Below are 26137 nucleotides of genomic sequence, written 5' to 3'. Positions count from 1 at the left end.
CCGCGATCGGCCCTCGCCGGGGGGCCTCACTTCGCGTCGTTGTAGACGGTGGCGCGCGACACGCCCAGGTGCTGGGCGATGATCTCCATCGCGCGCCGCACCTCCAGGTAGCCGTCGTCCTTCAGTTCCTGCATCAGCGCGCGGCGCTGCTCGGTCTTCAGCGAGCGCGGCGTGGTGGCGAGCGTCATCGCGAAGCGGTCGATGCGTTCGCGGATCGCCTCGGCATTGGCGGGGTCGAGCGTCTCGCCGACGCTGTCGGGGCCGATCTGGCAGAACTGGTTCAGGAGCCCCTGGATGCCGCGGAACAGCGTGACGTCGACGTTCAGGCACAGCGCGGCCACGTAGTGGCCGTTGGCGTCCTTGATGCCGATCGAGGTGCTCTTGGCGGTGCGCCCGTCGGGGAAGCGGTTGGCGTAGTTGGCGAGCACCGAGGGATAGTCGTCGTCGGCGATGCGCGCGAGCCCGAGTTCGGTGGTCGGGTCGCCCACCGCGCGGCCCGACAGGTTGTTGTGGATCGCGATGATCGAGTTGGCGGGCGTGCGCAGGTCGTGGACCACCACCTCGGTGAAGGGCGCGAACATCTCGCCGAGCCCTTGCGCGATGTTGCGGACCTGCTCGATCAGCGATGCCTGTTCCGACGGGGAGGACTTGCGGGTCATATTGGACGATTTATCCGGGATTCGACGGTATTGTAACCACGCGCCCCCCGGCATTGCGCAAAGCGATCCACCCGGGCCGGCCGATCCGCGCGCCGCCCGCCCGGGGACTGGCCCGCGGCCCGTCGAAGCCGGCGGCCGGCCACTTCGAATCGGGTAGAATCCGCGCTGCGCGCGAGACGCGCCGGCGCCCGCGCGTGGCCGCGCCGCCCCATCCGGGCGGCCCTGGCCGCGTGCCGAGACGCTGCCCGCCTGCCTCTTGTCCGTCATCCATGCCAAAACAATCCACGCATTCCGAGCCCGCCTCCGCCGCTTCTCCGCAACTCAAACGCAGCCTCAAGGCACGTCACCTGACGATGATCGCGATCGGCGGCTCGATCGGTACGGGCCTGTTCGTCGCCTCGGGCGCCTCGATCTCGCAGGCCGGCCCCGGCGGCGCGATCCTCGCCTACCTGCTGATCGGGCTGATGGTCTATTGCCTGATGATGAGCCTGGGCGAGATGGCCGCGCTGATGCCCGTGTCGGGCTCCTTCGCGACCTACGGCGCGAAGTACGTCGACGAGGGCTTCGGCTTCGCGCTCGGCTGGAACTACTGGTACAACTGGGCCGTGACGATCGCGGTGGAACTGGTGGCCGCGCAACTGGTGATGAACTACTGGTTCCCGCATGTCCCGGGCGTCTGGTGGAGCGCGCTGTTCCTCGGCGTGATGTTCCTGCTCAACGTGATGACGGTGCGCGGCTTCGGCGAGGCCGAATACTGGTTCGCGCTGATCAAGGTGGTCACCGTGCTGGCCTTCATCGCCACCGGCCTGCTGATGATCTTCGGCATCCTGAAGGGCGGCCCGTCGCCGGCCTGGGCCAACTTCGCGATCGGCGACGCGCCGTTCGCGGGCGGCCTGCCGGCCATGATGGGGGTGGCGATGATCGCCGGCTTCTCGTTCCAGGGCACCGAGCTGATCGGCGTGGCCGCCGGCGAATCGGAGAACCCGCGAACCACCATCCCGCGCGCGGTGCGCCAGGTGTTCTGGCGCATCCTGCTGTTCTACGTGTTCGCGATCCTGGTGATCGGCATGCTGGTGCCCTATACCGATCCCAGCCTGCTCAAGAGCGACGTGACCGATATCGGCGTGAGCCCGTTTACGCTGGTGTTCCGTCACGCCGGGCTGGCCTTCGCGGCCGGCGTGATGAACGCGGTGATCCTGACGGCCGTGCTGTCGGCCGGCAACTCGGGCATGTACGCCTCGACGCGCATGCTCTACAACCTCGCCACCGAGGGCCGCGCGCCGCGCCTGTTCGCGAAGCTGTCCCGCAGCGGGGTGCCGCGCAATGCGCTGTATGCCACCACCGCGGTCGGCGCGCTGTGCTTCCTGTCCTCGCTGTACGGCGACAAGACCGTCTATCTCTGGCTGCTCAACACCTCGGGGATGACGGGCTTCATCGCCTGGCTCGGCATCGCGGTCAGCCACTACCGCTTCCGCAAGGGCTTCGAGAAGCAGGGCTTCGCGCTCTCGCAACTGCCGTATCGCTCGCGGCTGTTCCCCTATGGGCCGATCTTCGCCTTCGTGCTGTGCCTGGTGATTGCCTTCGGCCAGGATTACCAGGCCTTCCTGTCGAACCGGATCGACTGGGTCGGCGTGCTGGCCACCTATGTCGGCATCCCGCTGTTCCTGCTGGTCTGGCTCGGTTACCGGCTGCTGAAGAAGAGCCGCTTCGTGCGCTACGAGGACATGGAGATCGCGCCCTGGCTGGAGGGCGGCGCGCATCGCGAGGCGCGCAGGCAGGGTAGCCCGGCCGAGACGGCCTGAGGCTGGCTTTACGACCGCGCGCGGCGGCTGCCGCGCGTGGTTCGCGCTGTATCCCGTCCTGGTTTGCGGCGAGCGCGATGCGTGCCGCGCCGTGCTTTTCCTGCCCCGCAGCTTTCCCCCAATCGATGCTTCGCGCATGGCATGTCCGACGAAGCCGATCCCTTTCCCGATCATTCGCGATCCTGATCAATTCGGGTGGCGACGCGATGCGCCGTCTCGCGGATTCGGATCGCGCCTTGCGGCTTCGCACCTCGCATGGCGCGGGCATCCAATTTGCGCGATCCTGCCCTCAAGGGTTTACGGTGGCGAGAAATTGCCGTTATACTGCGGCGCATGTCCTCGACTTTCGCAGTGAGTTGCATGCCGATGCATGCAAGATCGCGGCAAGTGCGAAAGTCGCGCAAACCTTCCCGTCAATCGGAGCATCCAGCTCCTGCGGTGCCGGCACATTCGTGCGGCCGCATCCTTGCCATCGCAAGATGGTGCCTGGCCTGAGTAGCGCACGCGCGCTACGTGGGCTGAACATGACAATCGAACGAGCGCGGTAGCGCTCACGCAGGACACCGGACAGGATTTTTCCGTGCCGGTTGCGATGCCGTTTTTGTCGGTTCGATCCCGGCACGACCGGGATCCGTACCTTCCATTCGCGACGCCGTCTGGCGTTTTCGCGGCGCGCGGCCATTCGCGCGCGCCGCTCCGGAAAGGAGGCGTATCTCATGACTCGACGCACTGTCCGTCTCGCGGGCAGCCTGTTACTGGCCGTCATCCTGTTCGGCTGGATCGCCAGCGCGATCGGCGCCGATACCTGGCGGCAGCATTCGGGCGATCTCGTCTACTACACGGGACGACACCTGATGCTGGTCGGCTGTTCGATGGCGCTGGCCATCGCGGTCGGCATTCCCGCCGGGGTCGCGCTCAGCCGGCCCGCCTTCGCGCGCCAGGCCGAGCGCTTCATGCAGGTGTTCAACATCGGCAACACGGTGCCCTCGCTCGCGGTGCTGGCGATCGCGCTCGGCATCTTCGGGATCGGCGACATACCGGCCATCGTCGCGCTGTTCCTGGCCTCGCTGCTGCCGATCACGCGCAATGCCTACGAGGGCATGCGCAACGTGCCGGCCTCGCTGCGCGAGGCGGCGCGCGGCATCGGCATGACGCCGTGGCAGTCGCTCACGCGCGTCGAGTTGCCGAATGCGCTGCCGATCATCGTCGGCGGCGTGCGCACCGCGCTGGCCATCAACGTCGGCACCGCGCCGCTGGCCTACCTGATCGGCGCCGACAGCCTCGGCACCCTGATCTTCCCCGGCATCTATCTCGACAACCAGCAGATGCTGCTGCTCGGCGCCGCCTCGACGGCCGTGCTCGCGCTGCTGCTCGATGCGATCGTCGCGGCCGGCAGCCGCCACGTGATGGCGCGCAATGGAGGTGCGGCATGACGGGCTTCGAACGTATTTCCGCCATGGCGCGCCGCGCGCTCGCCGTGATGCTGGCGGCGGCCTCGCTCGGCGCGCTGGCCTCGGCTCCCGCCGCGGCGCAGGCGCTCACGGTCGGCGGCAAGAACTTCACCGAGCAATACGTGCTCGCCGAGATCACCTCGCAGTACCTGCGCGCGCGCGGCTATACCATCCAGAGCCGCACCGGGCTGGGCAGCGTGCTGCTGCGCAGCGCGCTCGAGAACGGCCAGATCGACGTGATGTGGGACTACACGGGCACCGCGGCCCTGGTCTACGACAAGATCAAGGAGAAGCTGCCGCCCGACGAGATGTACCGTCGCGTCAAGGCGATCGACGCGCGGCGCGGCCTGGTCTGGCTCGATGCCTCGCCGCTCAACAACACCTACGCGCTCGCGCTGCCGGCCGAGACCGCGCGCAAGACCGGCATTCGCACCATCTCGCAACTGGCCGCGAAGATCGCCGCCGATCCGAAGGGCACGCGCCACACCTTCGGCATGGATGCCGAGTTCGCCAATCGTCCCGACGGGCTGAAGCCGCTGGAGGCGGCCTATCACCTGAACTTCAGCCGCTCGGAGACCAAGCAGATGGATTCGGGCCTGGTCTACACGGCGCTGCGCAACAACCAGCTGACCATCGGCCTGGTCTATACCACCGACGGCCGCGTGAAGGGCTTCGGCATCGTGCCGCTGGAGGACGACCTGCATTTCTTCCCGCCCTACAACGCCACGCCGGTGGTGCGCGAGCCGGTGCTGAAGGCCCATCCCAAGCTCGCGGTGCAGCTCAACGCGCTGTCGGCCGCGCTCAACAACGATGTGATGCTGGAAATGAACAAGCGCGTCGATATCGACGGCGTGTCGGTGCAGCAGGTCGCGGCCGATTTCCTGCGCACGCATACCTTGCCGTGACCCGGAGGCGACCATGACCGTTCATGACTACCTGGCCGCGAACTGGCCCGAGCTCCTGCAGCTCACCTTGCAGCACGTCTACCTGGTGGGCATCGCGGTGGGCTGCGCGATCCTCGCCGGCGTGCCGCTGGGCATCCTGATCAGCCGCCACGAATGGCTCGCGCCGCCGCTGCTGGGCGTGGCCACCGTGATCCTCACGCTGCCCTCGATCGCGCTGTTCGGCCTGATGATCCCGGTGTTCTCGCGCTTCGGGCAGGGCATCGGCGCGGTGCCGGCGATCACCGCCGTGTTCCTCTATTCGCTGCTGCCGATCATGCGCAATACCTATCTGGCGCTGAGCAACGTCGACGCCGGCATCAAGGAAGCCGGCATCGGCATCGGCATGACCTCGTGGCAGCGGCTGCGGCTGGTCGACCTGCCGCTGGCGGTGCCGGTGATCCTCGGCGGCGTGCGTACCGCCGTGGTGATGAACATCGGCGTGATGACGATTGCCGCCGTGATCGGCGCGGGCGGCCTGGGCACCTTGATCGTCCGCGCGATCGGACAGAGCAGCATGATGAAGCTGCTGGTGGGCGCGGTGCTGGTGAGCGTGCTCGCGATCGTCGCGGACCTGCTGCTGCAGTGGCTGCAGCGCGCATTGACACCGAAGGGAGTGCAGAAGACATGATCGAACTCGACCAACTGACGAAGACCTTCTCGCAGAAGGACGGCCAGCCGGTGCGCGCCGTCGATTCCGTGAGCCTGAGCGTGCCGGAAGGCGAAATCTGCGTGTTTCTCGGCCCCTCGGGCTGCGGCAAGACCACCACGCTGAAGATGATCAACCGCCTGATCACGCCCACCTCGGGCCGCGTGCTGATCGACGGCGAGGACACCAACGCGCTCGACGAGGTCGACCTGCGGCGCCGGATCGGCTACGTGATCCAGCAGATCGGCCTGTTCCCGAACATGACCATCGAGGAGAACATCACGGTGGTGCCGCGCCTGCTGGGCTGGGACAAGAAGCGCTGCAAGGAGCGCGCCACCGAGCTGATGTCGATGGTCGCGCTGGACCCGAAGCTCTACCTGAAGCGCTATCCGCGCGAGCTGTCGGGCGGCCAGCAGCAGCGCATCGGCGTGGTGCGCGCGCTGGCGGCCGATCCGCCGGTGCTGCTGATGGACGAGCCGTTCGGCGCGGTCGACCCGATCAATCGCGAGTCGATCCAGAACGAGTTCTTCCAGATGCAGCGGCAGTTGAAGAAGACCGTGATCATGGTCAGCCACGACATCGACGAGGCGATCAAGCTGGGCGATCGCGTGGCCGTGTTCCGGCGAGGCAAGCTGGTGCAGTACGACCATCCCGACACGCTGCTCGCGCATCCGCGCGACGAATTCGTCGGGCAGTTCGTCGGCCAGGACAGCACGCTCAAGCGCCTGCTGCTGGTGAAGGCGGGCGATGCGGCCACCCAGCCGCCGACCGCGCGCGCCGGCACCTCGCTGGCCGAGGCCTTCACGGTGATGGACGAGAACGACAGCCGCTACCTGACCGTGGTCGACGAGGCGCAGCGCGCGCTGGGTTTCGTGGCGCGCCGTGCCGCGCGCGGCGCGGACGGCAGTTGCGGCGAGCGGCTCAGCGAGTTCCCGGCCACCGTTTCCGCCGAGGACAACCTGCGCATCGTGCTGTCGAAGATGTACCAGTACCGTTCGTCGTGGATGCCGGTGCTGGACGCGGATGGCGCCTATGTCGGCGAGATCACGCAGGACTCGATCGCCGACTACCTGAGCTCGGGGCGCTCGCGCCAGCAGACCGGCCAGCCGCCGCGCATCGCGGAGGCGCTGGCCGCGCGGACCTGAGGCGGGATGCCGGGCCATCGCGGCCCGGCGGGTTCGAGGGGATGGGGGAAATCAGCGTGGAATGCGCGAGAGCGCGAGCAGGGCGAGCAATTCGTCGACGCTGAAGCGGCCGTCGAGCGTGATGCGGCCGCCGACCCAGTTCGGCGCGTTGCGGGCCGCGTTCCAGTCGACCCAGCCGGGCGCCTGCCTGAGTATGTGCAGGGCGGTTTGTCGGGATGGCTGATCTTGGCTGGACATCGGCGTTGCCTCACGGAATGCATCGAGGTGGGCCGCCGGCCTTGCGATACGGCTGCCGGCGGCACGAGATCCGGAGTGTCGGTTGCGTGTCGATAAAAGACTATGGGAATGATCTGATTTTCATCCTAATCCGTCCATGCCGCCCCGAAGATCAGACTTTTCAGATGGAGCGTGGGCGCGCGATCGCCGAGACTGTTCGCTGTCGGGCAAGGTGATTCCTGCTTGCCCGGCATCTCCGTGTCTCTGCATTGGCGATGCGCGATCCCCCGTCGTGCATCGTTATTGGCGCCGCCTTCGGGCGGCTTTTTTTTGCGCGGATTTTGCGCGAATTTTGCGCGGCTGCCGGCGCGAGCCGCTGCATCTCAAGCGTCGCGCCGGTAGGCGCTCGGCGTCACGCGGGCCCATTTGCGGAAGGCGCGCGTGAAGTTCGCCGGGTCGCTGAAGCGCAACTGCTCGGCGATCGTCTTCAGGTCGAGATCGGAGGCGCGCAACAACTGCCGCGCGTCGCGATAGCGCGCCTCGTCGAGCAGCGCGCGATAGCCGGCGCCGGCTTCGTCGAGCCGCCGCCGCAAGGTGCGCGTCGAGACATGCAGGCGCCGCGCCAGCGCATCCGGGTCCGGATAACCGTCGGCGCCCGCCACCAGCTCGGCGCGCACGCGTTCCACCCAATCCCCTTCGTCCTGCCGCACCGCCGCGTATTCGCGCTCGACCTGCGCCAGCGCCTGCCGGTGCGCGACCTCGTCGGCCAGCGCCAGCGGCCAGCCCAGCGCCTCGCGCGCGATCCACAGCGCATGCGCCTCGCAATCGAAGCGCACCGGCGGCAGCCGCTCGCGATACGGCGCGAAGTAGGGCGGCTCGGGCCAGGCGAAACGCAGCTCGAGCGGCGGCGCGCCGCGGCCGGTCAGCGCCGGCAGCGATTGCGCGAGCCCGGCCAGCACGAACTCGAACAAGGTGTGATGGCGCAGTACCGGGCTCGACTGCACGCCGGCCAGGGTCAGCGTGGCGCCGTCGCCGTGCTCGGCGTAGGCGAGCGTGTATTGCCGGTTGCGGGTGCGGAAGTAGCGGGCATTGACCTCGAGCGCGGTGCGCAGGTCCGGCGCGGTCATCGCGGCATAACCGAGGAAGCCGTGCACCGAGGGCCGCAGCCGCAGGCCGAGCTCGAAGCCGAAACCCTCGTCGCCGGTCAGCGCGATCGCGTTGAGCACCAGCCGCGCCCATTGCGAGGGCGATACGCGCGCGTCGGGCTGGGCCAGCACCTCGTCGCGCAACCCCGTGCCGGCACGCAGCGCGCGCTGGTCGAGGCCGCGCTCGGCGAGCAACTGCATGAGCAGGCGCGGGTAGGCGACCGGGATGGTCGGGCGCCGCAAGCCCAGGCTGTCCTTGGACGGGGAGCGTGTCATCGCATCGAATTTGGCCACAAATGACAAGCATTATGGCTGTTTGACCCCTCACGCTCAAGCGAGGCGCCGCCTAGCATCGAGGGCATACCAGAACCTGCTCCCCGCCATGACGACCCCGTTCCCGCACCTGCTCGCGCCGCTCGACCTCGGCTTCACCACCTTGCGCAACCGCGTCCTGATGGGCTCGATGCATACCGGCCTGGAGGACAGCCGCAAGACCCTGCCGCGCCTGGCCGAGTATTTCGCCGAGCGCGCGCGCGGCGGCGTCGGCCTGATCGTCACCGGCGGTTTCGCGCCGAACCTGGCCGGCTGGACCAAGCCCTTCGGCGGGACGCTGGCCAGCTCGGGCGCGGCGCGCCGGCACCGGCTGATTCCCGGGGCGGTGCATGCCGAAGGCGGCAGGATCGCGCTGCAGATCCTTCATACCGGCCGCTATGGCTACCACCCGCTGGCGGTCGCGCCCTCGCGCATCAAGTCGCCGATTTCGCCGTTCGCGCCGCGCGCGCTGTCGGCGGCCGGCGTCGAGCGGCAGATCCGCGCCTTCGTGCGCTGCGCGGTGCTGGCGCGCGAGGCCGGTTACGACGGCGTTGAGATCATGGGCTCTGAGGGTTACCTGATCAACCAGTTCGTCTCGCGCCACACCAATCATCGCGACGACGCCTGGGGCGGCAGCTACGAGAACCGCATGCGCTTTCCGGTCGAGATCGTCGAGCGCACCCGCGAGGCGGTCGGCCCCGACTTCATCCTGATCTACCGGCTGTCGATGCTGGACCTGATCCCCAATGGCAGCGACTGGGACGAGACGGTTCGGCTCGCGCGCGCGGTCGAGCGCGCCGGCGCGACCCTGATCAATACCGGCATCGGCTGGCACGAGGCGCGCGTGCCGACCATCGCCACCTCGGTGCCGCGCGGCGCCTTCGCCTGGGTCACGCGGAAGATGAAGGGGGAGGTGGGCATCCCGCTGGTGACGACCAACCGCATCAACCGGCCCGAAGTGGCCGAGCGGATCCTGGCCGAGGGTTGCGCCGACATGGTATCGATGGCGCGGCCATTCCTGGCCGATCCGGAATTCGTCGCCAAGGCGGCCAGCGGGCGTGTCGACGAGATCAACGTCTGCATCGGCTGCAACCAGGCCTGTCTCGATCACGCCTTCAAGAACCGCATCGCCTCCTGCCTGGTCAATCCGCGCGCCTGCCACGAGACCCTGCTCGAGATCCGCCCCGCCGCGCAGGCCAAGCGCATCGCGGTGGTGGGCGCGGGCCCGGCCGGGCTCGCCTGCGCCACCACGCTGGCCCGGCGCGGCCACCGGGTCGATCTGTTCGACGCGGCCGCGCAGATCGGCGGCCAGTTCAACCTGGCCAAGCGGATCCCGGGCAAGGAGGAGTTCCACGAGACGCTGCGCTACTTCGGGCGGCAGCTCGAGCTGGGCGGCGTGACGCTGCACCTGTCGCGGCGCGTCGAGGCGGCCGAGCTGATCGCCGGCGGCTACGACGAGGTGGTGCTGGCCACCGGCGTGACGCCGCGCGATCCGCGCATCCCGGGCGGCGACGGCCCGAACGTGCTGAGCTACGTCGACGTGCTGGCGCTGGGCAAGCCGGTCGGCCAGCGCGTGGCGGTGGTCGGCGCGGGCGGCATCGGCTTCGACGTCGCCGAGTTCCTGGTGCAGGAGGGCGTCTCGCCCTCGCTCGACCTGGCCGCCTGGCAGGCCGAGTGGGGCGTGACCGATCCGGCGCGCGCCCGCGGCGGCATCGTGCCGGCCCAGGTCGCGCCGCCCGCGCGGCGCGTCACGCTGTTGCAGCGCAAGCCTGCGCCGCTCGGCAAGGGGCTCGGCAAGACCACCGGCTGGATCCACCGCGCCACGCTCAAGATGAAGGCGGTGGAGATGATCGGCGGCGTGAACTACGAGCGGATCGACGCGCGCGGGCTGCACGTGAGCTTCGGCGAGAAGCGCGAGCGGCCGAGCCTGATCGAGGCCGACACGATCGTGCTGTGCGCCGGCCAGGAGCCGTGCCGCGACCTGCAGGCCGCGTTGCTGGAGGCGGGCCTGGCGGTGCACCTGATCGGCGGCGCGGACGTGGCGGCCGAGCTCGATGCGAAGCGCGCGATCGACCAGGGCACGAGGCTGGCCGCGAGGCTTTGAGACCGGGCGGAACGGCGCTATCCTGTCGCATCGCGCTGACGGTTTAGGAAATCGAAGCTTTCATTTTCGTTTCGCGCAAGAGTGTGGTTTCGACACCTCTTTTGATCGGAAGGAAAGCATTCGGAAAGCAATATTGAAAGCTTTTGGAAAGTTTAGGCGAGACGCTGGAACACCTCGGAATCGTGTTCGAAACGTCAAATTGAAGCAAATTTCGATTTGTCAAGCCCCTGTTTGACGCCGTTTGGATGATCTCGCCCCGTTTCTGAAGCGAAAAAAAATTCAATAAAATCAATGCTTCGATTCATCGAGAAAAATGCAACAGAATGTTGCGATGCAAAACGTCGCACTTACCTTTATCCTCGTTAACCCGGCGCGGTGTAGTCGCTCTTGTTACATAACTTTCGATTGCATTACACTGCGGGCGCTTCGCCGTTTTGAGCGGGCGAACATTACAAATCTTACGTTTCTTTCGTCTCAGTCGAACGACTCTCTGACCGGGTTTTCATAGGGTTTTGCCGCCATGCAATCTGTACCATTCCTGAGCCTCGCGATCTGGACACCGATCGTGTTCGGCGTGGCCATCCTGCGCATCGGATCGGATCGTTATCCGCATCGGGCTCGGTGGCTCGCGCTGGTGGGCGCGATCGTCGGCCTGCTGGTGACCGTGCCGCTGGTCGCCGGTTTCGACGCGCACAACACCGCGGCTCAGTTCACCGAATACAAGCCCTGGCTGTCGGCGTTCGGTTCGGCATGGCGGATGGGCGTGGACGGACTGTCGCTCTGGCTGGTGGTGCTGTCGGCCTTCACCACCCTGGTGATCGTGATCGCCTCCTGGGAATCGGTCACCACCCGCGTGGCCCAGTACCACGGCTCCTTCCTGATCCTGTCGGGGCTGATGATCGGCGTGTTCACGTCGCTCGACGGCATGCTGTTCTTCATCTTCTTCGAGGCCACGCTGATCCCGCTGTTCGTGCTGATCGGCACCTGGGGCCACGCCAACCGCGCCTACGCGGCCATCAAGTTCTTCTTCATCTCGTTCGCCGGCTCGCTGCTGATGCTGGCCGCGATGCTCTACCTGTTCGGCGTGACCCACACGTTCGACATGGCGGTCTGGCAGAAGACCCACCTCGGCTTCACGCCGCAGTTGCTGGTGTTCCTCGGCTTCTTCGCGGCCTTCGCGGTGAAGGTGCCGATGTGGCCGGTGCACACCTGGCTGCAGGACGTCTACACCGACGGCCCGACCGGCGCCGCGGTGTCGCTGGGCATGATCAAGATCGGCGGCTACGGCTTCCTGCGCTTCGCCCTGCCGATCACGCCCGATGCCGCCCACTACCTGGCGCCCGTGATGATCGGCCTGTCGCTGATCGCGGTGGTCTATGCCAGCCTGCTGGCGCTGGCGCAGAAGGACATGGCCAAGATGCTGGCCTACTCGGCGGTCGCCCACATGGGCCTGGTCACGCTCGGCGTGTTCCTGTTCGACCAGATGAGCATCACCGGCGCGATCGTGCAGATGATTTCCTACGGCTTCGTGGCCGGCGCGATGTTCCTCTGCGTGGGCGCGCTCTACGATCGCACCAAGACCCGCGCGATCGCCGAATACAGCGGGGTGGTCAACACCATGCCGCGCCTGGCGCTGTTCGCCGTGCTGTTCGCGATGGCCAACGTCGGCCTGCCGGGCACCTCGGGCTTCGTCGGCGAATTCCTGGTGATCATGGGCGCGGTGCGCGTGAACTTCTGGATCGGCGCGATCGCCGCGCTGACCCTGATCCTGAGCGCGGCCTACACGCTCTGGATGCTCAAGCGGGTGATTTTCGGCGCGATCAAGCACGAGCGCGTCGGCAAGCTGATCGACCTGAGCCGCCGCGAGTCGGTGGTGTTCGCGGCGCTGGCCGTGATCGTGCTCGCGATCGGCATTTATCCGAAGCCGTTCACCGACGTGATCGACCCGGCCGCCGCCAGCATCGTCGCGCAGCTCGAGCAGCGCGCCAATGCGGCCCAGGACGGTTCGGGCGCGCCGGCGGCTTCCACCATCAGCGTTCAGACGGAGTCGCGCACGCCGCGCACGCCGACCTGATCGCCGATGCCGGACCCGGCTCTCAGGGGGGCGGGTGCGGTGTGCTATCGTCCGCGGGCTGCCACGGGCGACGGCCGACAAAGTTGCTTGATGTGGCAACGTGTCGCACGGTGAGTTTTGGTAAGGATCATTTGCTAAGATTCACCGCTTTTTCCCACTCCAACGGCTTTATGATGCGTGCGCTTGCGCGAATCGGGGCATAGCCGGTTCGCACCAATCGACCACGCGCAAAATCAGGCAAATGTGATGAATAGAAAGGCATTTAGAAGCATATTGCTTTTATTGGGCGCCGGATTGCTTGTCTGTCTATCCGGTTGCAACTTTGACGTACTGGACCCGAAGGGCAGCGTCGGGGCCGCAGAGAAGTCGCTGATCTGGACTTCGACGTGGGTCATGCTGATCGTCGTGATTCCGGTGATCGTGCTCACGCTGGTGTTTGCGTGGCACTATCGAGCGTCGAACCGCAGCGCGACGTATGCACCGAAATGGGCGCATTCGAACGCGATCGAAGTCGTTATCTGGACGGTTCCGACGCTGATCATTCTGTATCTTGGCATCCTCACCTGGACTTCGACGCACGAGCTGGATCCGTACAAGCCGCTCGAGTCGAATGTGAAGCCGATCAACGTCGAAGTCGTCGCGCTCGACTGGAAGTGGCTGTTCATCTACCCGGATCTGGGTATTGCCTCGGTGAACCAGCTCGCGATTCCCGTCGGTACGCCGGTCAACTTCCGCATCACGTCGGATTCGGTGATGAACTCGTTCTTCATCCCGCAGCTCGGCACCCAGGTGTACGCGATGGCCGGCATGCAGACGCGTCTGCACCTGATCGCCGACCACGCAGGCGACTACGCCGGCCTGTCCGCCAACTACAGCGGCAAGGGCTTCTCGGACATGAAGTTCCGCACGCTGGCCACCTCGCAGTCGGACTTCGACGCATGGGTCCAGAAGGTCAAGGCCACGCCGCAGCGCCTGGACATGACGGAATACGCGAGCGTCGCCAAGCCGAGCGAAAAGGATCCGGTCCGCTTCTTCTCGACCATCGATCCGCGCCTGTTCAATAACATCGTTGGCAAGTACAACAACGGCCACGTCATGGAATTCAATGACGCGTCGTGCAGTACGACGAAGGGGTAAGCATGTTCGGAAAACTTACACTCGACGCGATTCCGTATCACGAGCCGATCCTCGTGATCACGGCGCTCGGCGTCGGCATCATCGGGGCGCTGGTGTTCGGCCTCGTGACTTACTTCGGTAAGTGGAAATATCTCTGGACCGAGTGGCTGACGAGCGTCGACCACAAGCGTCTGGGCGTGATGTACATCGTGGTTGCCCTGGTCATGCTGCTGCGCGGCTTCGCCGACGCGATCATGATGCGTACCCAGCTGGCCTTCGCGTACGACGCGCCGGGTTATCTCCCGCCGCACCACTACGACCAGATCTTCACCGCGCACGGCGTCATCATGATCTTCTTCATGGCGATGACCTTCATGGTGGGCCTGATGAACCTGGTGGTGCCGCTGCAGATCGGCGCGCGCGACGTGGCCTTCCCGTTCCTGAACTCGCTGTCGTTCTGGATGACGGCGGTCGGCGCGGTGCTGCTGATGATCTCGCTGTTCATCGGCGAGTTCGCGCAGACCGGCTGGCTGGCCTATCCGCCGCTCTCGGAACTGCAGTTCAGTCCAGGCGTGGGGGTCGACTACTACCTCTGGGCCTTGCAGATCTCCGGTGTCGGCACGCTGCTGACCGGCGTGAACTTCTTCGTGACCATCATCAAGATGCGCGCGCCCGGCATGACGCTGATGAAGATGCCGGTGTTCACCTGGACCGCGCTCTGCACCAACGTGCTGATCATGGCCGCGTTCCCGATCCTGACCGTCACGCTGGCGCTGCTCGGCCTGGACCGTTACCTCGGGATGCACTTCTTCACGAATGACGGCGGCGGCAACGCCATGCTGTACCTGAACCTGATCTGGGCCTGGGGCCACCCCGAGGTGTACATCCTGATCCTGCCGGCGTTCGGCGTGTTCTCGGAAGTCGTGTCGACCTACGCCAAGAAGCCGCTGTTCGGCTACAAGACGATGGTCTACGCCACCTGCGCGATCATGGTCCTGTCCTTCCTCGTGTGGCTGCACCACTTCTTCACGATGGGTTCGGGCGCCGACGTCAACGCGTTCTTCGGCATCGCCACGATGATCATCGCGATCCCGACCGGCGTGAAGATCTTCAACTGGCTGTTCACGATCTACCGCGGCCGCCTGGAATTCACCGCGCCGGTCCTCTGGACGCTGGGCTTCATGATCACCTTCACGGTCGGCGGCATGACCGGCGTGATGATGGCGATCCCGGGCGCCGACTTCGTGCTGCACAACAGCCTGTTCCTGATCGCCCACTTCCACAACGTGATCATCGGCGGCGTGCTGTTCGGCTACCTGGCGGGCTTCAACTACTGGTTCCCGAAGGCCTTCGGCTTCAAGCTCAACGAGAAGCTCGGCAAGCGCGCCTTCTGGTTCTGGCAGATGGGCTTCATCTTCGCCTTCACGCCGCTGTACGTGCTGGGCTTCATGGGCGTGACGCGTCGTCTGAACCACTACGACAACCCGGCCTGGCATCCCTGGATGCTGGTCGCGCTGTTCGGCGCGGTGCTGGTGCTGATCGGCATCGTCCACCAGCTGCTGCAACTGTACGTGTCGATCCGCGACCGCGACCTGCCGGGCAACCGTGACGTGTCGGGCGATCCGTGGAACGGCCGCACGCTGGAATGGGCGACCTCGTCGCCGCCGGCCTCGTACAACTTCGCCATCATCCCGACCATCCACGAGCTCGACGAAGTCGCGTACCGCAAGGAACGCGGCCTGGGCTTCGGTCTGGAGAAGGGCCAGCAGTACGAGGACATCCACATGCCCTCGAACACGAGCGCGGGTTTCTTCATCGGCATGTTCGCGCTGGTGCTGGGCTTCGCCGGTGTCTGGCACATCTGGTGGCTGGCGATCCTCGGCTTCGTCGGCATCGTTGCGACCGCGATCATCTACAGCTCGCAGAAGAACGAGGGCTACTACATTCCGGCCGATACGGTTCGGAAGATCGAAGAGCAGCGTGGCGGCGCACGTGTCGCGGCACGGCCTGCTGAAGCGGAACTGGAGGCCAACTGATGGCACAAACCACCCTGACTGCCGGTCATCACCACGCGGCAGAGCATCACCACCCGCCGTCGCACTCGGTATTCGGCTTCTGGCTGTACCTGATGACCGACTGTATCCTGTTCGGCTCGCTGTTCGCGGTGTTCGCGGTGATGCAGCACCAGTTCGCCGGCGGCCCGACCGCCAAGGACCTGTTCGACATCCCGGGCGTGGCGCTCGAAACGGCGGCCCTGCTGCTGAGCTCGATCACCTACGGCTTCGCGATGATCGGCGCGCACCGCAACAAGCGCGGCGCGGTGTTCGCCTGGCTGGCCGTCACCTTCATCCTGGGCGCCTCGTTCCTGTTCATGGAAATCCGCGAGTTCGCGCACCTGATCGAGGAAGGCGCCGGCCCGGGCCGCAGCGCGTTCCTGTCGTCGTTCTTCACGCTGGTCGCGACCCACGGCCTGCACGTGACGATGGGCATGATCTGGATGGTCGTGCTGCTGTTCCAGATCGCGCGCAACCCGCAGCTGTCGGAGCAGGACATCCGTCGCCTGACGTGCCTGTCGCTGTTCTGGCACTTCTTGGACATCGTCTGGATCTGCGTGTTTACCTTTGTCTACCTCGTGAGTGTGATCTAAATGGCTCATTCTCCTGCCCATGACGGCCACGACGACGCCTCGCACGGCACCGTAAGCAGCTACCTGGTCGGCTTCGTGCTGTCGGTGATCCTGACGGCCGCCTCGTTCGGCGTGGTGCTCGGCGGCTGGTTCGCGTCGACCACCACGATGGTCCTCGCGCTGGCCGTGCTGGCCGCCGTGCAGATCGTCGTCCACCTGATTTTCTTCCTGCACATGAACACGTCGTCGGGCCAGCGCTGGAACCTGACCGCGTTCGTCTACACCGTGCTGACGGTCGGTATCGTGATCGTCGGTTCGCTGTGGATCATGCACAACGTCAGCATGAACATGATGTCGCGTTGATGCAGCGGCCCGCTTCGGCGGGTCCGCGAGCAGCCTCGGAAAAAGCCGCCGCAAGGCGGCTTTTTCCATTCCCGTGCCCGGCATTCGCGGCCTGGCCGGCGGCCGATGAACGAGCCGCCGCCCCGTAAGACTTCGTAAGGCAAATCAAGATCATGCAAGCCATGCCGGCCCGGCTTCGCTTATAGTCACCGGATTGCAAGCCGGCAGGGGAGGAGCGTTCCGTCCCCCGGTTTCCGATCCTTACCGGCCGCTTCCTGGTTTCCTTGTTCCTTCTCGACCGTCCAGTCTCGCGACCATGACCGACACGCCTATCCAGGTCCTGCTGATCGACGACGATGCCGCGCTGCGCGATCTGCTGCGAACCTTCTTCCAGCAACGCGGCATCGAGATCTCGGTGCTGCACGACGCCACCACGCTCGAGCGTCGGCTCGAGCGCGAGCGTCCCTCGGTGATCGTGCTCGACCTGATGCTGCCCGGCGTCGACGGCCTGACCGTGCTCAAGCAGTTGCGCGCGAGCGGCGACCCGATCCCGGTGATCATGCTGACCGCGCGCGCCGACGGCGTCGATCGCGTGATCGGCCTCGAACTCGGCGCCGACGACTATCTCGGCAAGCCCTTCATGCCGCAGGAGCTGCTGGCGCGGATCCACGCCGTGCTGCGCCGCCACGCGCCGGCCGGCGCGATCGGCACGCGGCCCGCGCCCGAGCGGCGCGAACCGCTGCGCTTCGGCCCGTTCCGGCTCGACTTCGCCACCCGCACGCTGTACCGCGAGACCGAGGCGCTCAAGCTGACCGGCGGCGAATACGCGCTGCTCGAGGTGTTTGCCCTGCATCCGATGGAAACCCTGTCGCGCACGCGCCTGCTCGACCTGCTGCACGGCCCGTATTCGAACCTGACCGAGCGCGGCATCGACGTGCCGGTCTGGCGCCTGCGCCGCCTGCTCGAGGACGATCCGGCCCAGCCGCGCTACGTGCAGACCATGCGCGGCGTCGGCTACATGTTCGTGCCCGGCGGCGAGGGTGATGAAGCGCACGTTTGACACCCTGTTCGCGCGGCTGGCGCTGATGGCGATCGGACTGGTGCTGGTGGTCCATGCCATCGGCCTGGTGCTGCTCGATCGCGAGCGGCTGCGCCTCGAGGTCGAGCAGACGCGCCGCGTGATCGCCCTGTCGACCCAGGCGCAGGCCAGCGGCAGCGCGCTGGGCCTGGCGGTGAGCGCGATGCTCGGCACCTCGTTCGTCGACACGCGCGACGCGGTCGCCTTCGGCTGCCCGAAACCTTGCACCGACACCTACGGCCCCTTCGAGCGCCACCTGCGCGAGGCGATGCCGCCCGGCACCCACGTGGTGGCCGACGGTCACACGCGCACGCTGTGGGCGCGCTATCCCGGCGCGAAATACTGGATCACGCTGCCCTCGACCATGCCCTCGGTGACGCGCTTCATCGGCGCATCCTCGCTGACCATGCTGGTCGGCATCGGGCTGGCGATCTTCGGCGCCTGGCGCATCCAGCGCCCGCTGCGGCGGCTCGCGCAGGCCGCGCGCGACTTCCGGCTCGGCAATCGCCAGCCGGCCGTGCCGATCGGCGGGCCGCGCGAGGTCAAGGAGGTGATCGCCAATTTCAACGAGATGGTCAGCGAGCTCTCGCAGGGCGAGCAGGAGCGCGCCGTGATGCTGGCCGGGCTGGCGCACGACCTGCGCGCGCCGATCACGCGCATGCAGGTGCGCGCCGACCTGCTGCCCGACGCGGCCACGCGCGCCGGTTTCTTGCGCGACTCGGAGGCGCTGTCGCGCATCGTCACGCAGTTCCTCGATTTCGCGCGCGAGGGCAGCGAGCCTTCGCCGGCCGCGAGCGTCGACCTGCATTGCCGCCAGCATTACGGTGGCGAACTCGACGACGGGCTGGTGAGTATCGACCTGCGTGCCGGCGAGGGTTTCCATCTGCCGCTGGTCGATCTCGACCGGATCCTCACCAACCTGATCGAGAACGCCATGACCTATGGCGAGCCGCCGGTGGAGATTTCCACCGAGGCGGCCGCGCAGGGTTATCGCCTGATCGTGCGCGACCACGGGCCGGGGATTCCCGAGGCCGAACTCGAGCGCGCGCTGCGGCCCTTCGTGCGGCTCGACGCGGCGCGTGGCGGCGACGCGCATTGCGGGCTGGGCCTGGCGATCGTCAAGCGGCTGGTGCGCCAGCATCGCGGCAGCTTCGTCGCCTCGAATGCCGATGACGGCGGTTTCGTGGTGACCATGACCTTCCCGTTCGCCTGAGCCAAACGACGAGGCCCGATCGAAACGATCGGGCCTCGTGCTTTCCGACATCGCCGACATCGCGGCATCGTGCCGATGCCGCCGTCGATCAGCTGTCGTCCTCGCGGATCGACGAGGGATGGCGGCACAGCGCGCGCACTTCCACCTGCATGTACGGGAACAGCGGCAACTGGCTCAGCAGGTCGTGCAGATGCGCCGGGCTTTCCACGTCGAACACGCTGATGTTCGCGTAACGTCCGGCGATGCGCCACAGATGCCGCCAGATGCCTTCCTGCTGCAGCTTCTGCGACATCGCCTTTTCCTCGGCCTTGAGGCTCGCCGCCTTGACCGGGTCCATCTCGGCCGGCAGGTTCACGGTCATTTCCACATGGAACAGCATGGTCGTCCTCCGGGCTCAGGCCGAGGCGCGCGCGCGATCGACCTCGGCGCTCGGCAGGGCGGCACGCTCGCGCGTCATGCGGAAGTCGAAGTCGATCAGCGTGAACTGGCCGCCCAGGCCATAGGGCTTGCCCTCGGCGCCCTCGGCCTTCTTCAGCTCGGGCACCAGGCCGTCGCGGGTGGCGAAGGCGAAGTCGTCCCACAGATACGGATCGCCGTCGATATTGATCTGGGTGGTCAGGCGGCGCATGCCGTCGGCGGTCACGAAGAAGTGGATATGGGCGGGGCGATGGCCATGGCGGCCGACCAGGTCGAGCAGTTGCTCGGTCTTGCCGCCCGGCGGCACGCTGTAGCCGACCGGCACCACGCTGCGGAAGGCATACCGGCCCTCGGCATCGGTGCGGATCGAGCGGCGCAGGTTGAAGGGCTGTTGCGACGGGTCGAAGTAGGAATAGTTGCCGAGATGGTTGGCGTGCCAGACCTCGACCAGCGCATTGGCCAGCGGCTTGCCCGCGTCGTCAAGCACCCGGCCGCGCATCACCAGCGCCTCGCCCGGCTCGCCGTCCTCGTCCAGTCGCGCGAAGCCGGCCGATTCCGGCGCGCCGGCCACATAGAGCGGGCCCTCGATGGTGCGCGGCGTGCCGCCCTCGATGCCCGCGCGGGCCTCGGCCTCGTCGAGCCGCACGTCGAGGAAGTGCTCGAAGCCGAAGCCGGCCGCCAGCAGCCCCAGTTCGCCGCTCTTGCCCGCCTCGCCGAGGTAGTTCAGCGCGGTCCAGAACTCGCTCGGGCTGACGTCGAGTTCCTCGATGGTGTAGAACAGGTCGCGCGTGATCCGGTTGACGAGCGCGCGCACGCGCGGATTGCCGGGCTCGATGGCGGTGTCGTCGAAGGATTTCAGCAGGGCGTCGATGGCGGGCTTGTCCATGTATGTCTCCGATGTGTGAATGTGGGGGCGAGGCGGGTGGCGCGGCGGTTCAGGTCCGCCGCATCCGTTCGATGCGTGGCCAGTCGGGCTCGATGCCGAGCCCCGGGCCGTCCGGCAGGTGCAGCGCGAAGTCGTGATAGCGCAGCGGCTCGACCAGGATCTCCTCGGTCAGCAGCAGCGGGCCGAACAGCTCGGTGCCCCAGTCCAGCGGCCCGAAGGTGCTGAACAACTGCGCCGAGGCGAGGGTGCCGATCGCGCCTTCCAGCATGGTGCCGCCGTACAGCCCGAGCTGCGCGGCCTTCGCGATCGCGGCCACCTGCGCCGCGCCGGCCAGGCCGCCCGACTGGGCGATCTTGATGGCGAACACGTCGGCGGCGCGCGAGCGCGCGATCTCGTAGGCGTCGAAGGCGCCGTGCAGCGCCTCGTCGGCCATCACCGGCACGGCGGCCAGCGCCGTGAGGCGGGCCAGGCCGGCGCGGTTGGCCGCCGAGATCGGCTGCTCGACCAGGCCGACGCCGGCCTCGGCCAGGCGCGGCAGGGCGCGCAGGGCCTCGGTCTCGCTCCAGGCCTGGTTGACGTCGACGCGCACCTCGCCGCGCGGGCCGAGCGCGGCGGCGATCGCGGCCACGTGGGCGAGATCCTGCTCCACCGGGCGCAGCCCGATCTTGAGCTTGAACACGCGATGGCGGCGCGCCTCCAGCATCTGCTCGGCTTCGGCGATGTCGCGCGCGGTGTCGCCGCTGGCCAGCGTCCAGGCCACCTCGACCGAATCGGCGGTGCGCCCGCCGAACAGCTCGGACAGCGGCACGCCGAGGCGGCGTGCCTGGGCGTCGTAAAGGGCGGTTTCCACCGCGCACTTGGCGAAGCGGTTGCCCTGGAACAGCTTGCGCAGGCGCGCCATGGCGGCGGCCGGGCGCGTGGCGTCCATACCCTGCAGCAATGGAGCGAAGTAGGTGTCGATATTGGCGCGGATGCTTTCCGGGCTTTCCTCGCCATAGGCCAGGCCGCCGATGGTGGTGCCTTCGCCCACCCCCTCGACCCCGTCGCTGCAACGCACACGCACCAGCACCAGGGTCTGGCAGTTCATGGTCGCCACCGACAGGCGGTGCGGGCGAATGGTGGGGACGTCGACCAGCAGGGTCTCGACCCGCTCGATGCTCACGCCAGTTGCTATCATGCGATTCCTCCGGTTGGCGCTCATGGTCGGTCAAAAGCCCGGCGGCCGTCCAACACCGTTTCCGACTACTTCCATACTTTCGAGGTATGCATGGAATTGCGGCAGCTCCGCTACTTCATCGCCGTCGCCGAAGAGATGAACATCACGCGGGCGGCCGAGCGGCTGCACATGACGCAGCCGCCGCTGTCGCGCCAGTTGCAGATGATCGAGGAGGAAATCGGCCTGCCGCTGTTCGAGCGCGGCGCGCGGCCGCTGCGCCTGACCGAGGCCGGGCGCGTGTTCTACGCGCAGGCGCGGCGCCTGGTCGAGCAGGCCGACGAGCTGGCGCCGCTCACGCGGCGGCTCGCGCAGTTGTCGGAGCGGATCGTGATCGGTTTCGTGCCCTCGTCGATGTACGGCGCGCTGCCCGACGTGATCCGCGCCTTCCGCGAGCGCGCGCCGAACGTCGAGCTGTCGCTGATCGAAATGTTCACGCTGGAGCAACTGGGCGCGCTGAAAGGGGGGCGCATCGACGTCGGTTTCGGCCGGCTGCGCTTCGACGACGACCAACTGGTGCGCGAGGCCCTGATCGAGGAGAAGCTGATCGCGGCCTTGCCGGCCGGGCATCGCTGCGCCGATCCCGCGGTGCCGATCACGCTGGCCGAGCTGGCCGCCGACACGCTGATCGTCTATCCCAGCACGCCGAGGCCGAGCTTCGCCGACCAGCAGCTCTCGGCGCTGCGCGACGGCGGGCTCACGCCGGCCGCCGTGCACGAGGTGCGCGAGCTGCAGACCGCGCTCGGGCTGGTGGCGGCCCAGGTGGGCGTGTCGCTGGTGCCGGAGGGCGTGGAGGGCGTGCGCGTGCGCGGCATCGTCTACCGGCGGCTGCCCGAGCCGGTCGCCACCTCGCCGATCATCATGAGCCGGCGCCTGCACGACGAGGGGTCGGCCACCGCGTTGTTCTGCCGGCTGGCGCGCGAGCTGTTCGCGCTGGCGCAGGGGCCGGCGGGCGCCTGAGTCACGCCGGGGCAGCGGCGGTGAAGTGGCCAGGCGCCTGGCAGGGCAGGCTGCGTGGCGGAGATGGCCCAGATAGCCGGGCTGGCCGAGACGGCTGAAGTATCGAAGCGCCGGAGCTGACCGAAGCGGCGGATGCGGCCTGATGCAGCCGCTACGGCGCCAGGTAGAGGGGCGATCGAGACGCTCGCTAGCGCCGCTCCAGCGTGTCCGAGGGCGATTCGCCGAAGCGCTCGCGATAGGCGATCGCGAAACGACCCAGATGCGCGAACCCGCAATCGAGCGCGATATCGGCGATACGCCGGCCCGGCCCGGCCGCGCGCAGCCGCTCGCGCGCGTGCTCGAGCCGCGTGGCGCGCAGGAACTGCGTCGGGCTGAGCCCGCGAAACTGCAGGAAACCCTCGCGCAGCGTGCGTTCCGGCACGCCGGCCGCGGTCACGATATCGGCCAGTTGCAGCGGCTGCGCATAGGCGGCCTCGACGAATTCCTGGGCGCGACGCACGAAGGCGGGCGCGGGATCGTGGCGGCGGGGCGCGATGGCGAGGGCGGCGGGATTGCCGGCCGGAACGGGAAGCGCGGCATGGGCGCGGGCGGAAAGCCCGAGCCGGCCCGCCGCGCGCGCCGGATGGCCGTCCACCAGCAGGTCGAGCAGCAACTGCTCGATGCGATCGGCCACGCGCGGGTTGGCGCAGGCCGCTTCCAGCAGGTCCGGCGAGCGTGCCACCAGCATCAGTTGCTGGAGCCACGGCGCCAGCGAGGCACCACCCACGCCGACCACCGGGTCGAGGCCCGGCGCGCCGTCCGTCAGCGCCGCCAGCGCGGCTGCGTCGATGCGCATCACGAACTGCTCGCAATCGGACGACAACTCGGCGTCGAAGGTCTCGCCGGGCGCGCAGATCACGCCGGTGCGCCCGTCCACCGCGAGCAGCCGCCCGCCGGCGCGCACCCGCGCATGGCCGGCCACGCAGAACATCAGCAGGTGGTAGCCGTCGACGGCGTCCACGCGCACCTGCATCGCCTCGCCGAAGGCGATCGCCCCCAGCCCGAGTCGCCCGAGCCGCACGAAATCCATATGGGCCGCGCCGCCGTGCCGGCGGCCGCCCGGCACCAGCGCGTGCGGCTGCATCACGCGCGAGATGCGCTCGCGCGTCTCGTCGAGATCGCGCGATTCGAACAGCCGGTGCGCGCGCAGCGCGAGCGGATCGAACAGGGTCGGGGACATGATCGTGTCGGTGAGCGGCGCCTCGGCGCCGCTGTCGTTTTCGCGATCCTATCGCAAAAATAATCGGCAATCGCCAGAAAGCCGCCGGAACTGGATAGTGCAGTGCCGCAAGCGGGGGCCGCCCGCCGTTTCCGGATAGACGCCGAATATTAGCGTTTCAAGAATCGGTTCCTGTCGGGTGATATCCACCCTCGTCCCCAGGAGACCACCATGGAACTGACCGAAACGCCGGTGCGGCTCGCCGACCGTCACGACACGGCCGAACTGCGTTTTCCGCGCGAGGACGGCTCGCGCGTACCCTACAAGGTGTTCAGCTCGCAGGCCGTCTACGAGCGCGAGCAGGAGCGGATCTTTCGGGGTCCTACCTGGAACTTCGTGGCGCTCGAGGCCGAGCTGCCCAAGCCGGGCGATTTCAAGAGCAGCTTCGTCGGCGACACGCCGGTGGTGGTCACGCGCGGCGAGGACGGCACGCTCTCGGCCTGGGTCAACCGCTGCGCGCATCGCGGCGCGCAGGTGTGCCGCCAGGCACGCGGCAACGCCAGCTCGCATACCTGCGTCTACCACCAATGGAGCTTCGACAATGCCGGCAACCTGCTCGGCGTGCCGTTCCGGCGCGGGCAGAAGGGCATGACCGGCATGCCGCCCGATTTCGATCCGAAGCAGCACGGGTTGCGCCAGCTGCGCGTCGAGAGCTATCGCGGCCTGGTGTTCGCGAGCTTCAGCGAGGAAGTCGCGCCGCTGCCCGAGTACCTGGGCGCGGAAATGCGGCCCTGGATCGACCGCATCTTCCGCAAGCCGATCGAGTACCTCGGCTGCACGCGGCAATACTCGAAGTCGAACTGGAAACTCTACTTCGAGAACGTGAAGGACCCGTATCACGCGAGCATGCTGCACCTGTTCCATACCACCTTCAATATCTTCCGGGTCGGCATGAAGGCGCGCTCGATCCCCGACGCGACGCACGGCCTGCACAGCATCATCACCGTCACCAAGACCGGCGAGGACACCTCGGCGGCCTACAAGCAGCAGAACATCCGCTCCTTCGACGAGGGCTTCGCGCTGGAGGACGATTCGATCCTGGGGCTGGTGTCCGAATACGACGAGGACACCACCAACCACATCCAGCCGATCTTCCCGCAACTGGTGATCCAGCAGATCCACAACACGCTGGTGGCGCGCCAGTTGCTGCCCAAGGGGCCGGGCAACTTCGAGCTGGTGTTCCACTTCTTCGGCTATGCCGACGACACGCCCGAGCTGCGCGCGCTGCGCATCAAGCAGGCCAACCTGGTGGGGCCGGCCGGCTACATCTCGATGGAGGACACCGAGGCCACCGAGCTGGTGCAGCGCGGCACCTTCCGCGATCCCGACGCGAGCTCGGTGATCGAGATGTCGCGCAGCAATCCCGACCAGCAGGACACGGTGATCACCGAAAGCCTGATCCGGCGTTTCTGGGTCGGCTACCAGAAGCTGATGGGCTATTGAGAACCCCGCGGAGCACACCCATGACCGACGACATTTCGCTGTGGCTCGAACTGACGATGCTGCAGAACCGCTATCTCGGCCACCTCGACAACAACCGGCTGGAAAGCTGGCCGGAGATGTTCACCGAGGACTGCCTGTATGAAATCGTGCCGAAGGAGAACGCCGATCTCGGCCTGCCGATCGGCATCATCCACTGCAGCAACCGGCGCATGCTGCGCGATCGCGTGGTGTCGCTGCGCCACGCCAACATCTACGACGCGCATACCTATCGCCACATGACCTCGGGCCTGACCATCCTCGAAGTGCGCGGCGAGGAGATCGACACCGAGAGCAACTACGTGGTGGTGCAGACCAAGAGCGACGGAGAATCGCATGTCTACCAGGCGGGCCGCTACTTCGACACCGTGGTGCGCACGCCCGAGGGGCTGCGCTATCGCGCCAAGCGCGTGATCTACGACACTTCGCGCGTGCAGACCCTGCTCGCGACGCCGATCTGAACCGCTGGAGGAAGGACATCATCATGACCGAGGACACGCTCGATACCTGGCACGCGCTCGGCGCGCTCGACGAATTCAGCGAGGACGAACCGGCCGCGCGCGTGGTCGGCGGCAAGCCGATCGCGATCTTCCGGCTCGGCGACGAACTGTTCGCGCTGCACGATCTCTGCACGCATGGCCACGCGCGGCTGTCGGAGGGTTTCGTCGAGGACGGCTGCGTGGAGTGCCCGCTGCACCAGGGGCTGGTCGACATCCGCAGCGGCGCGCCGCGCTGCGCGCCGATCACCGAGGCGGTGCGCAGCTATCCGATCCGCATGGTCGACGGGCAGGCGCAGGTCCATGTCGGCTGATCCGGTGGTGATCGTCGGCGCCGGCCACGCGGCCCGGCGCGCGGCCGAGGCCTTGCGCGAGCGTGACGCCGCGCTGCCGATCCTGATGCTGGGCGAGGAGCCCGAGGCGCCTTACGACCGGCCGCTGCTGTCGAAGGACGCGCTGCTCGCGGCGGCCGAGGAGCCGCGCCTGTTCGTGCGCGAGCCGGGCTGGTACGCGCAACAGCGCATCGAGCTGCGCCTGGCCGCGCGCGTCGAGGC

At 67.4% G+C, this 26137-nt stretch carries 25 protein-coding genes; 18 read left to right on the top strand and 7 right to left on the bottom strand.

From position 1 onward, the window contains the following. Positions 1–26 precede the first annotated feature (26 nt). Complete coding sequence (locus tag F3J18_RS17320) at positions 27–659, bottom strand: helix-turn-helix transcriptional regulator (protein ID WP_017919138.1); 633 nt, start codon at positions 657–659, stop codon at positions 27–29. Between the two features lie 269 nt (positions 660–928). Between F3J18_RS17320 and F3J18_RS17315 the strand changes: the two genes are divergently transcribed. From F3J18_RS17315 to F3J18_RS17295, 5 genes are all read left to right on the top strand, one after another. Next, positions 929–2461: an amino acid permease gene (locus F3J18_RS17315; RefSeq protein ID WP_166913474.1), complete on the top strand. Its 1533-nt coding sequence runs from the start codon at positions 929–931 to the stop codon at positions 2459–2461. A 716-nt stretch (positions 2462–3177) separates the two neighbouring features. Then, positions 3178–3894, top strand: a complete 717-nt coding sequence (locus tag F3J18_RS17310; protein ID WP_166913473.1) for an ABC transporter permease — start codon at positions 3178–3180, stop codon at positions 3892–3894. Continuing rightward, the gene (locus F3J18_RS17305; protein WP_166913472.1) at positions 3891–4817 is read left to right on the top strand and encodes a glycine betaine ABC transporter substrate-binding protein; all 927 of its coding nucleotides are present in this window, start codon (positions 3891–3893) and stop codon (positions 4815–4817) included. The genes F3J18_RS17310 and F3J18_RS17305 overlap by 4 nt, the downstream gene beginning before the upstream one ends. Positions 4818–4830: 13 nt before the next feature. Then, the gene (locus F3J18_RS17300; RefSeq protein ID WP_025101493.1) at positions 4831–5484 is read left to right on the top strand and encodes an ABC transporter permease; all 654 of its coding nucleotides are present in this window, start codon (positions 4831–4833) and stop codon (positions 5482–5484) included. Then, positions 5481–6647: an ABC transporter ATP-binding protein gene (locus F3J18_RS17295; protein ID WP_025101492.1), complete on the top strand. Its 1167-nt coding sequence runs from the start codon at positions 5481–5483 to the stop codon at positions 6645–6647. Before F3J18_RS17300 ends, F3J18_RS17295 begins: the two co-directional genes overlap by 4 nt. A gap of 51 nt (positions 6648–6698) precedes the next feature. Here F3J18_RS17295 and F3J18_RS17290 read toward each other — a convergent pair whose 3' ends face one another. Beyond that, entirely contained in the window at positions 6699–6884 is a 186-nt protein-coding gene (locus F3J18_RS17290) for a hypothetical protein (protein ID WP_013691008.1), read from the bottom strand. A 362-nt stretch (positions 6885–7246) separates the two neighbouring features. Continuing rightward, on the bottom strand, positions 7247–8284 hold the full coding sequence (locus F3J18_RS17285) for an AraC family transcriptional regulator (protein WP_166913471.1): 1038 nt from the start codon (positions 8282–8284) through the stop codon (positions 7247–7249). Between the two features lie 106 nt (positions 8285–8390). Here F3J18_RS17285 and F3J18_RS17280 point away from each other — a divergent pair, with 106 nt between their 5' ends. The 8 genes from F3J18_RS17280 (at position 8391) to F3J18_RS17245 (ending at position 18873) form a co-directional block, all read left to right on the top strand. Beyond that, the gene (locus F3J18_RS17280; protein ID WP_166913470.1) at positions 8391–10424 is read left to right on the top strand and encodes an NADPH-dependent 2,4-dienoyl-CoA reductase; all 2034 of its coding nucleotides are present in this window, start codon (positions 8391–8393) and stop codon (positions 10422–10424) included. Between the two features lie 520 nt (positions 10425–10944). Then, on the top strand, positions 10945–12498 hold the full coding sequence (locus tag F3J18_RS17275; protein WP_036036816.1) for an NADH-quinone oxidoreductase subunit M: 1554 nt from the start codon (positions 10945–10947) through the stop codon (positions 12496–12498). A gap of 246 nt (positions 12499–12744) precedes the next feature. Further along, positions 12745–13635, top strand: coding sequence for a ubiquinol oxidase subunit II (gene cyoA / locus F3J18_RS17270; RefSeq protein WP_013691004.1), 891 nt, complete (start codon positions 12745–12747; stop codon positions 13633–13635). Between the two features lie 2 nt (positions 13636–13637). Then, the gene (cyoB, locus tag F3J18_RS17265; RefSeq protein WP_025100411.1) at positions 13638–15650 is read left to right on the top strand and encodes a cytochrome o ubiquinol oxidase subunit I; all 2013 of its coding nucleotides are present in this window, start codon (positions 13638–13640) and stop codon (positions 15648–15650) included. Then, complete coding sequence (gene cyoC, locus F3J18_RS17260) at positions 15650–16261, top strand: cytochrome o ubiquinol oxidase subunit III (RefSeq protein WP_025100412.1); 612 nt, start codon at positions 15650–15652, stop codon at positions 16259–16261. The genes cyoB and cyoC overlap by 1 nt, the downstream gene beginning before the upstream one ends. Then, a complete protein-coding gene (gene cyoD / locus F3J18_RS17255; RefSeq protein WP_025100413.1) occupies positions 16262–16603 on the top strand; it encodes a cytochrome o ubiquinol oxidase subunit IV in 342 nt (113 codons plus the stop codon). Positions 16604–16898: 295 nt separating this feature from the next. Further along, entirely contained in the window at positions 16899–17642 is a 744-nt protein-coding gene (locus F3J18_RS17250) for a response regulator (RefSeq protein ID WP_025100414.1), read from the top strand. Next, positions 17626–18873: an ATP-binding protein gene (locus F3J18_RS17245; RefSeq protein WP_025100415.1), complete on the top strand. Its 1248-nt coding sequence runs from the start codon at positions 17626–17628 to the stop codon at positions 18871–18873. Before F3J18_RS17250 ends, F3J18_RS17245 begins: the two co-directional genes overlap by 17 nt. 88 nt (positions 18874–18961) lie before the next feature. Here the strand turns inward: F3J18_RS17245 and catC are convergent, their stop codons facing one another. From catC to F3J18_RS17230, 3 genes are read right to left on the bottom strand one after another with little or no spacing between them, the layout of a single operon-like run. Beyond that, positions 18962–19252 (bottom strand): muconolactone Delta-isomerase, encoded by a 291-nt coding sequence (gene catC / locus F3J18_RS17240; RefSeq protein WP_013690998.1) that lies wholly within the window; start codon positions 19250–19252, stop codon positions 18962–18964. A 15-nt stretch (positions 19253–19267) separates the two neighbouring features. Next, a complete protein-coding gene (catA, locus tag F3J18_RS17235; RefSeq protein ID WP_166913469.1) occupies positions 19268–20176 on the bottom strand; it encodes a catechol 1,2-dioxygenase in 909 nt (302 codons plus the stop codon). A gap of 49 nt (positions 20177–20225) precedes the next feature. Continuing rightward, the gene (locus tag F3J18_RS17230; protein WP_098182058.1) at positions 20226–21353 is read right to left on the bottom strand and encodes a muconate/chloromuconate family cycloisomerase; all 1128 of its coding nucleotides are present in this window, start codon (positions 21351–21353) and stop codon (positions 20226–20228) included. Positions 21354–21443: 90 nt separating this feature from the next. On the opposite strand from F3J18_RS17230, the gene F3J18_RS17225 reads away from it, so the two are divergent. Next, positions 21444–22349 (top strand): LysR family transcriptional regulator, encoded by a 906-nt coding sequence (locus F3J18_RS17225; protein ID WP_017920582.1) that lies wholly within the window; start codon positions 21444–21446, stop codon positions 22347–22349. Positions 22350–22536: 187 nt separating this feature from the next. Here the strand turns inward: F3J18_RS17225 and F3J18_RS17220 are convergent, their stop codons facing one another. After that, positions 22537–23568: a helix-turn-helix domain-containing protein gene (locus F3J18_RS17220; RefSeq protein ID WP_025100418.1), complete on the bottom strand. Its 1032-nt coding sequence runs from the start codon at positions 23566–23568 to the stop codon at positions 22537–22539. Positions 23569–23778: 210 nt separating this feature from the next. Here F3J18_RS17220 and andAc point away from each other — a divergent pair, with 210 nt between their 5' ends. The 4 genes from andAc to F3J18_RS17200 all read left to right on the top strand — a co-directional run. Continuing rightward, on the top strand, positions 23779–25050 hold the full coding sequence (gene andAc, locus F3J18_RS17215) for an anthranilate 1,2-dioxygenase large subunit AndAc (protein WP_166913468.1): 1272 nt from the start codon (positions 23779–23781) through the stop codon (positions 25048–25050). Positions 25051–25070: 20 nt separating this feature from the next. Next, positions 25071–25547 (top strand): anthranilate 1,2-dioxygenase small subunit AndAd, encoded by a 477-nt coding sequence (andAd, locus tag F3J18_RS17210; RefSeq protein WP_025100419.1) that lies wholly within the window; start codon positions 25071–25073, stop codon positions 25545–25547. 23 nt (positions 25548–25570) lie between these two features. After that, the gene (gene andAb / locus F3J18_RS17205) at positions 25571–25897 is read left to right on the top strand and encodes an anthranilate 1,2-dioxygenase ferredoxin subunit AndAb (protein ID WP_025100420.1); all 327 of its coding nucleotides are present in this window, start codon (positions 25571–25573) and stop codon (positions 25895–25897) included. Beyond that, positions 25887–26137: FAD-dependent oxidoreductase (locus F3J18_RS17200; protein WP_166913467.1), on the top strand; the 251-nt coding region annotated here is incomplete at its 3' end. The genes andAb and F3J18_RS17200, both read left to right, overlap by 11 nt.

Origin of the sequence: Burkholderia sp. Ax-1720 (genome assembly GCF_011753035.1) — a bacterium.
In the GTDB taxonomy this organism is placed as follows: Bacteria; Pseudomonadota; Gammaproteobacteria; order Burkholderiales; family Burkholderiaceae; genus Burkholderia; species Burkholderia gladioli.
This window is presented reverse-complemented; position numbering and strand designations above follow the sequence as displayed.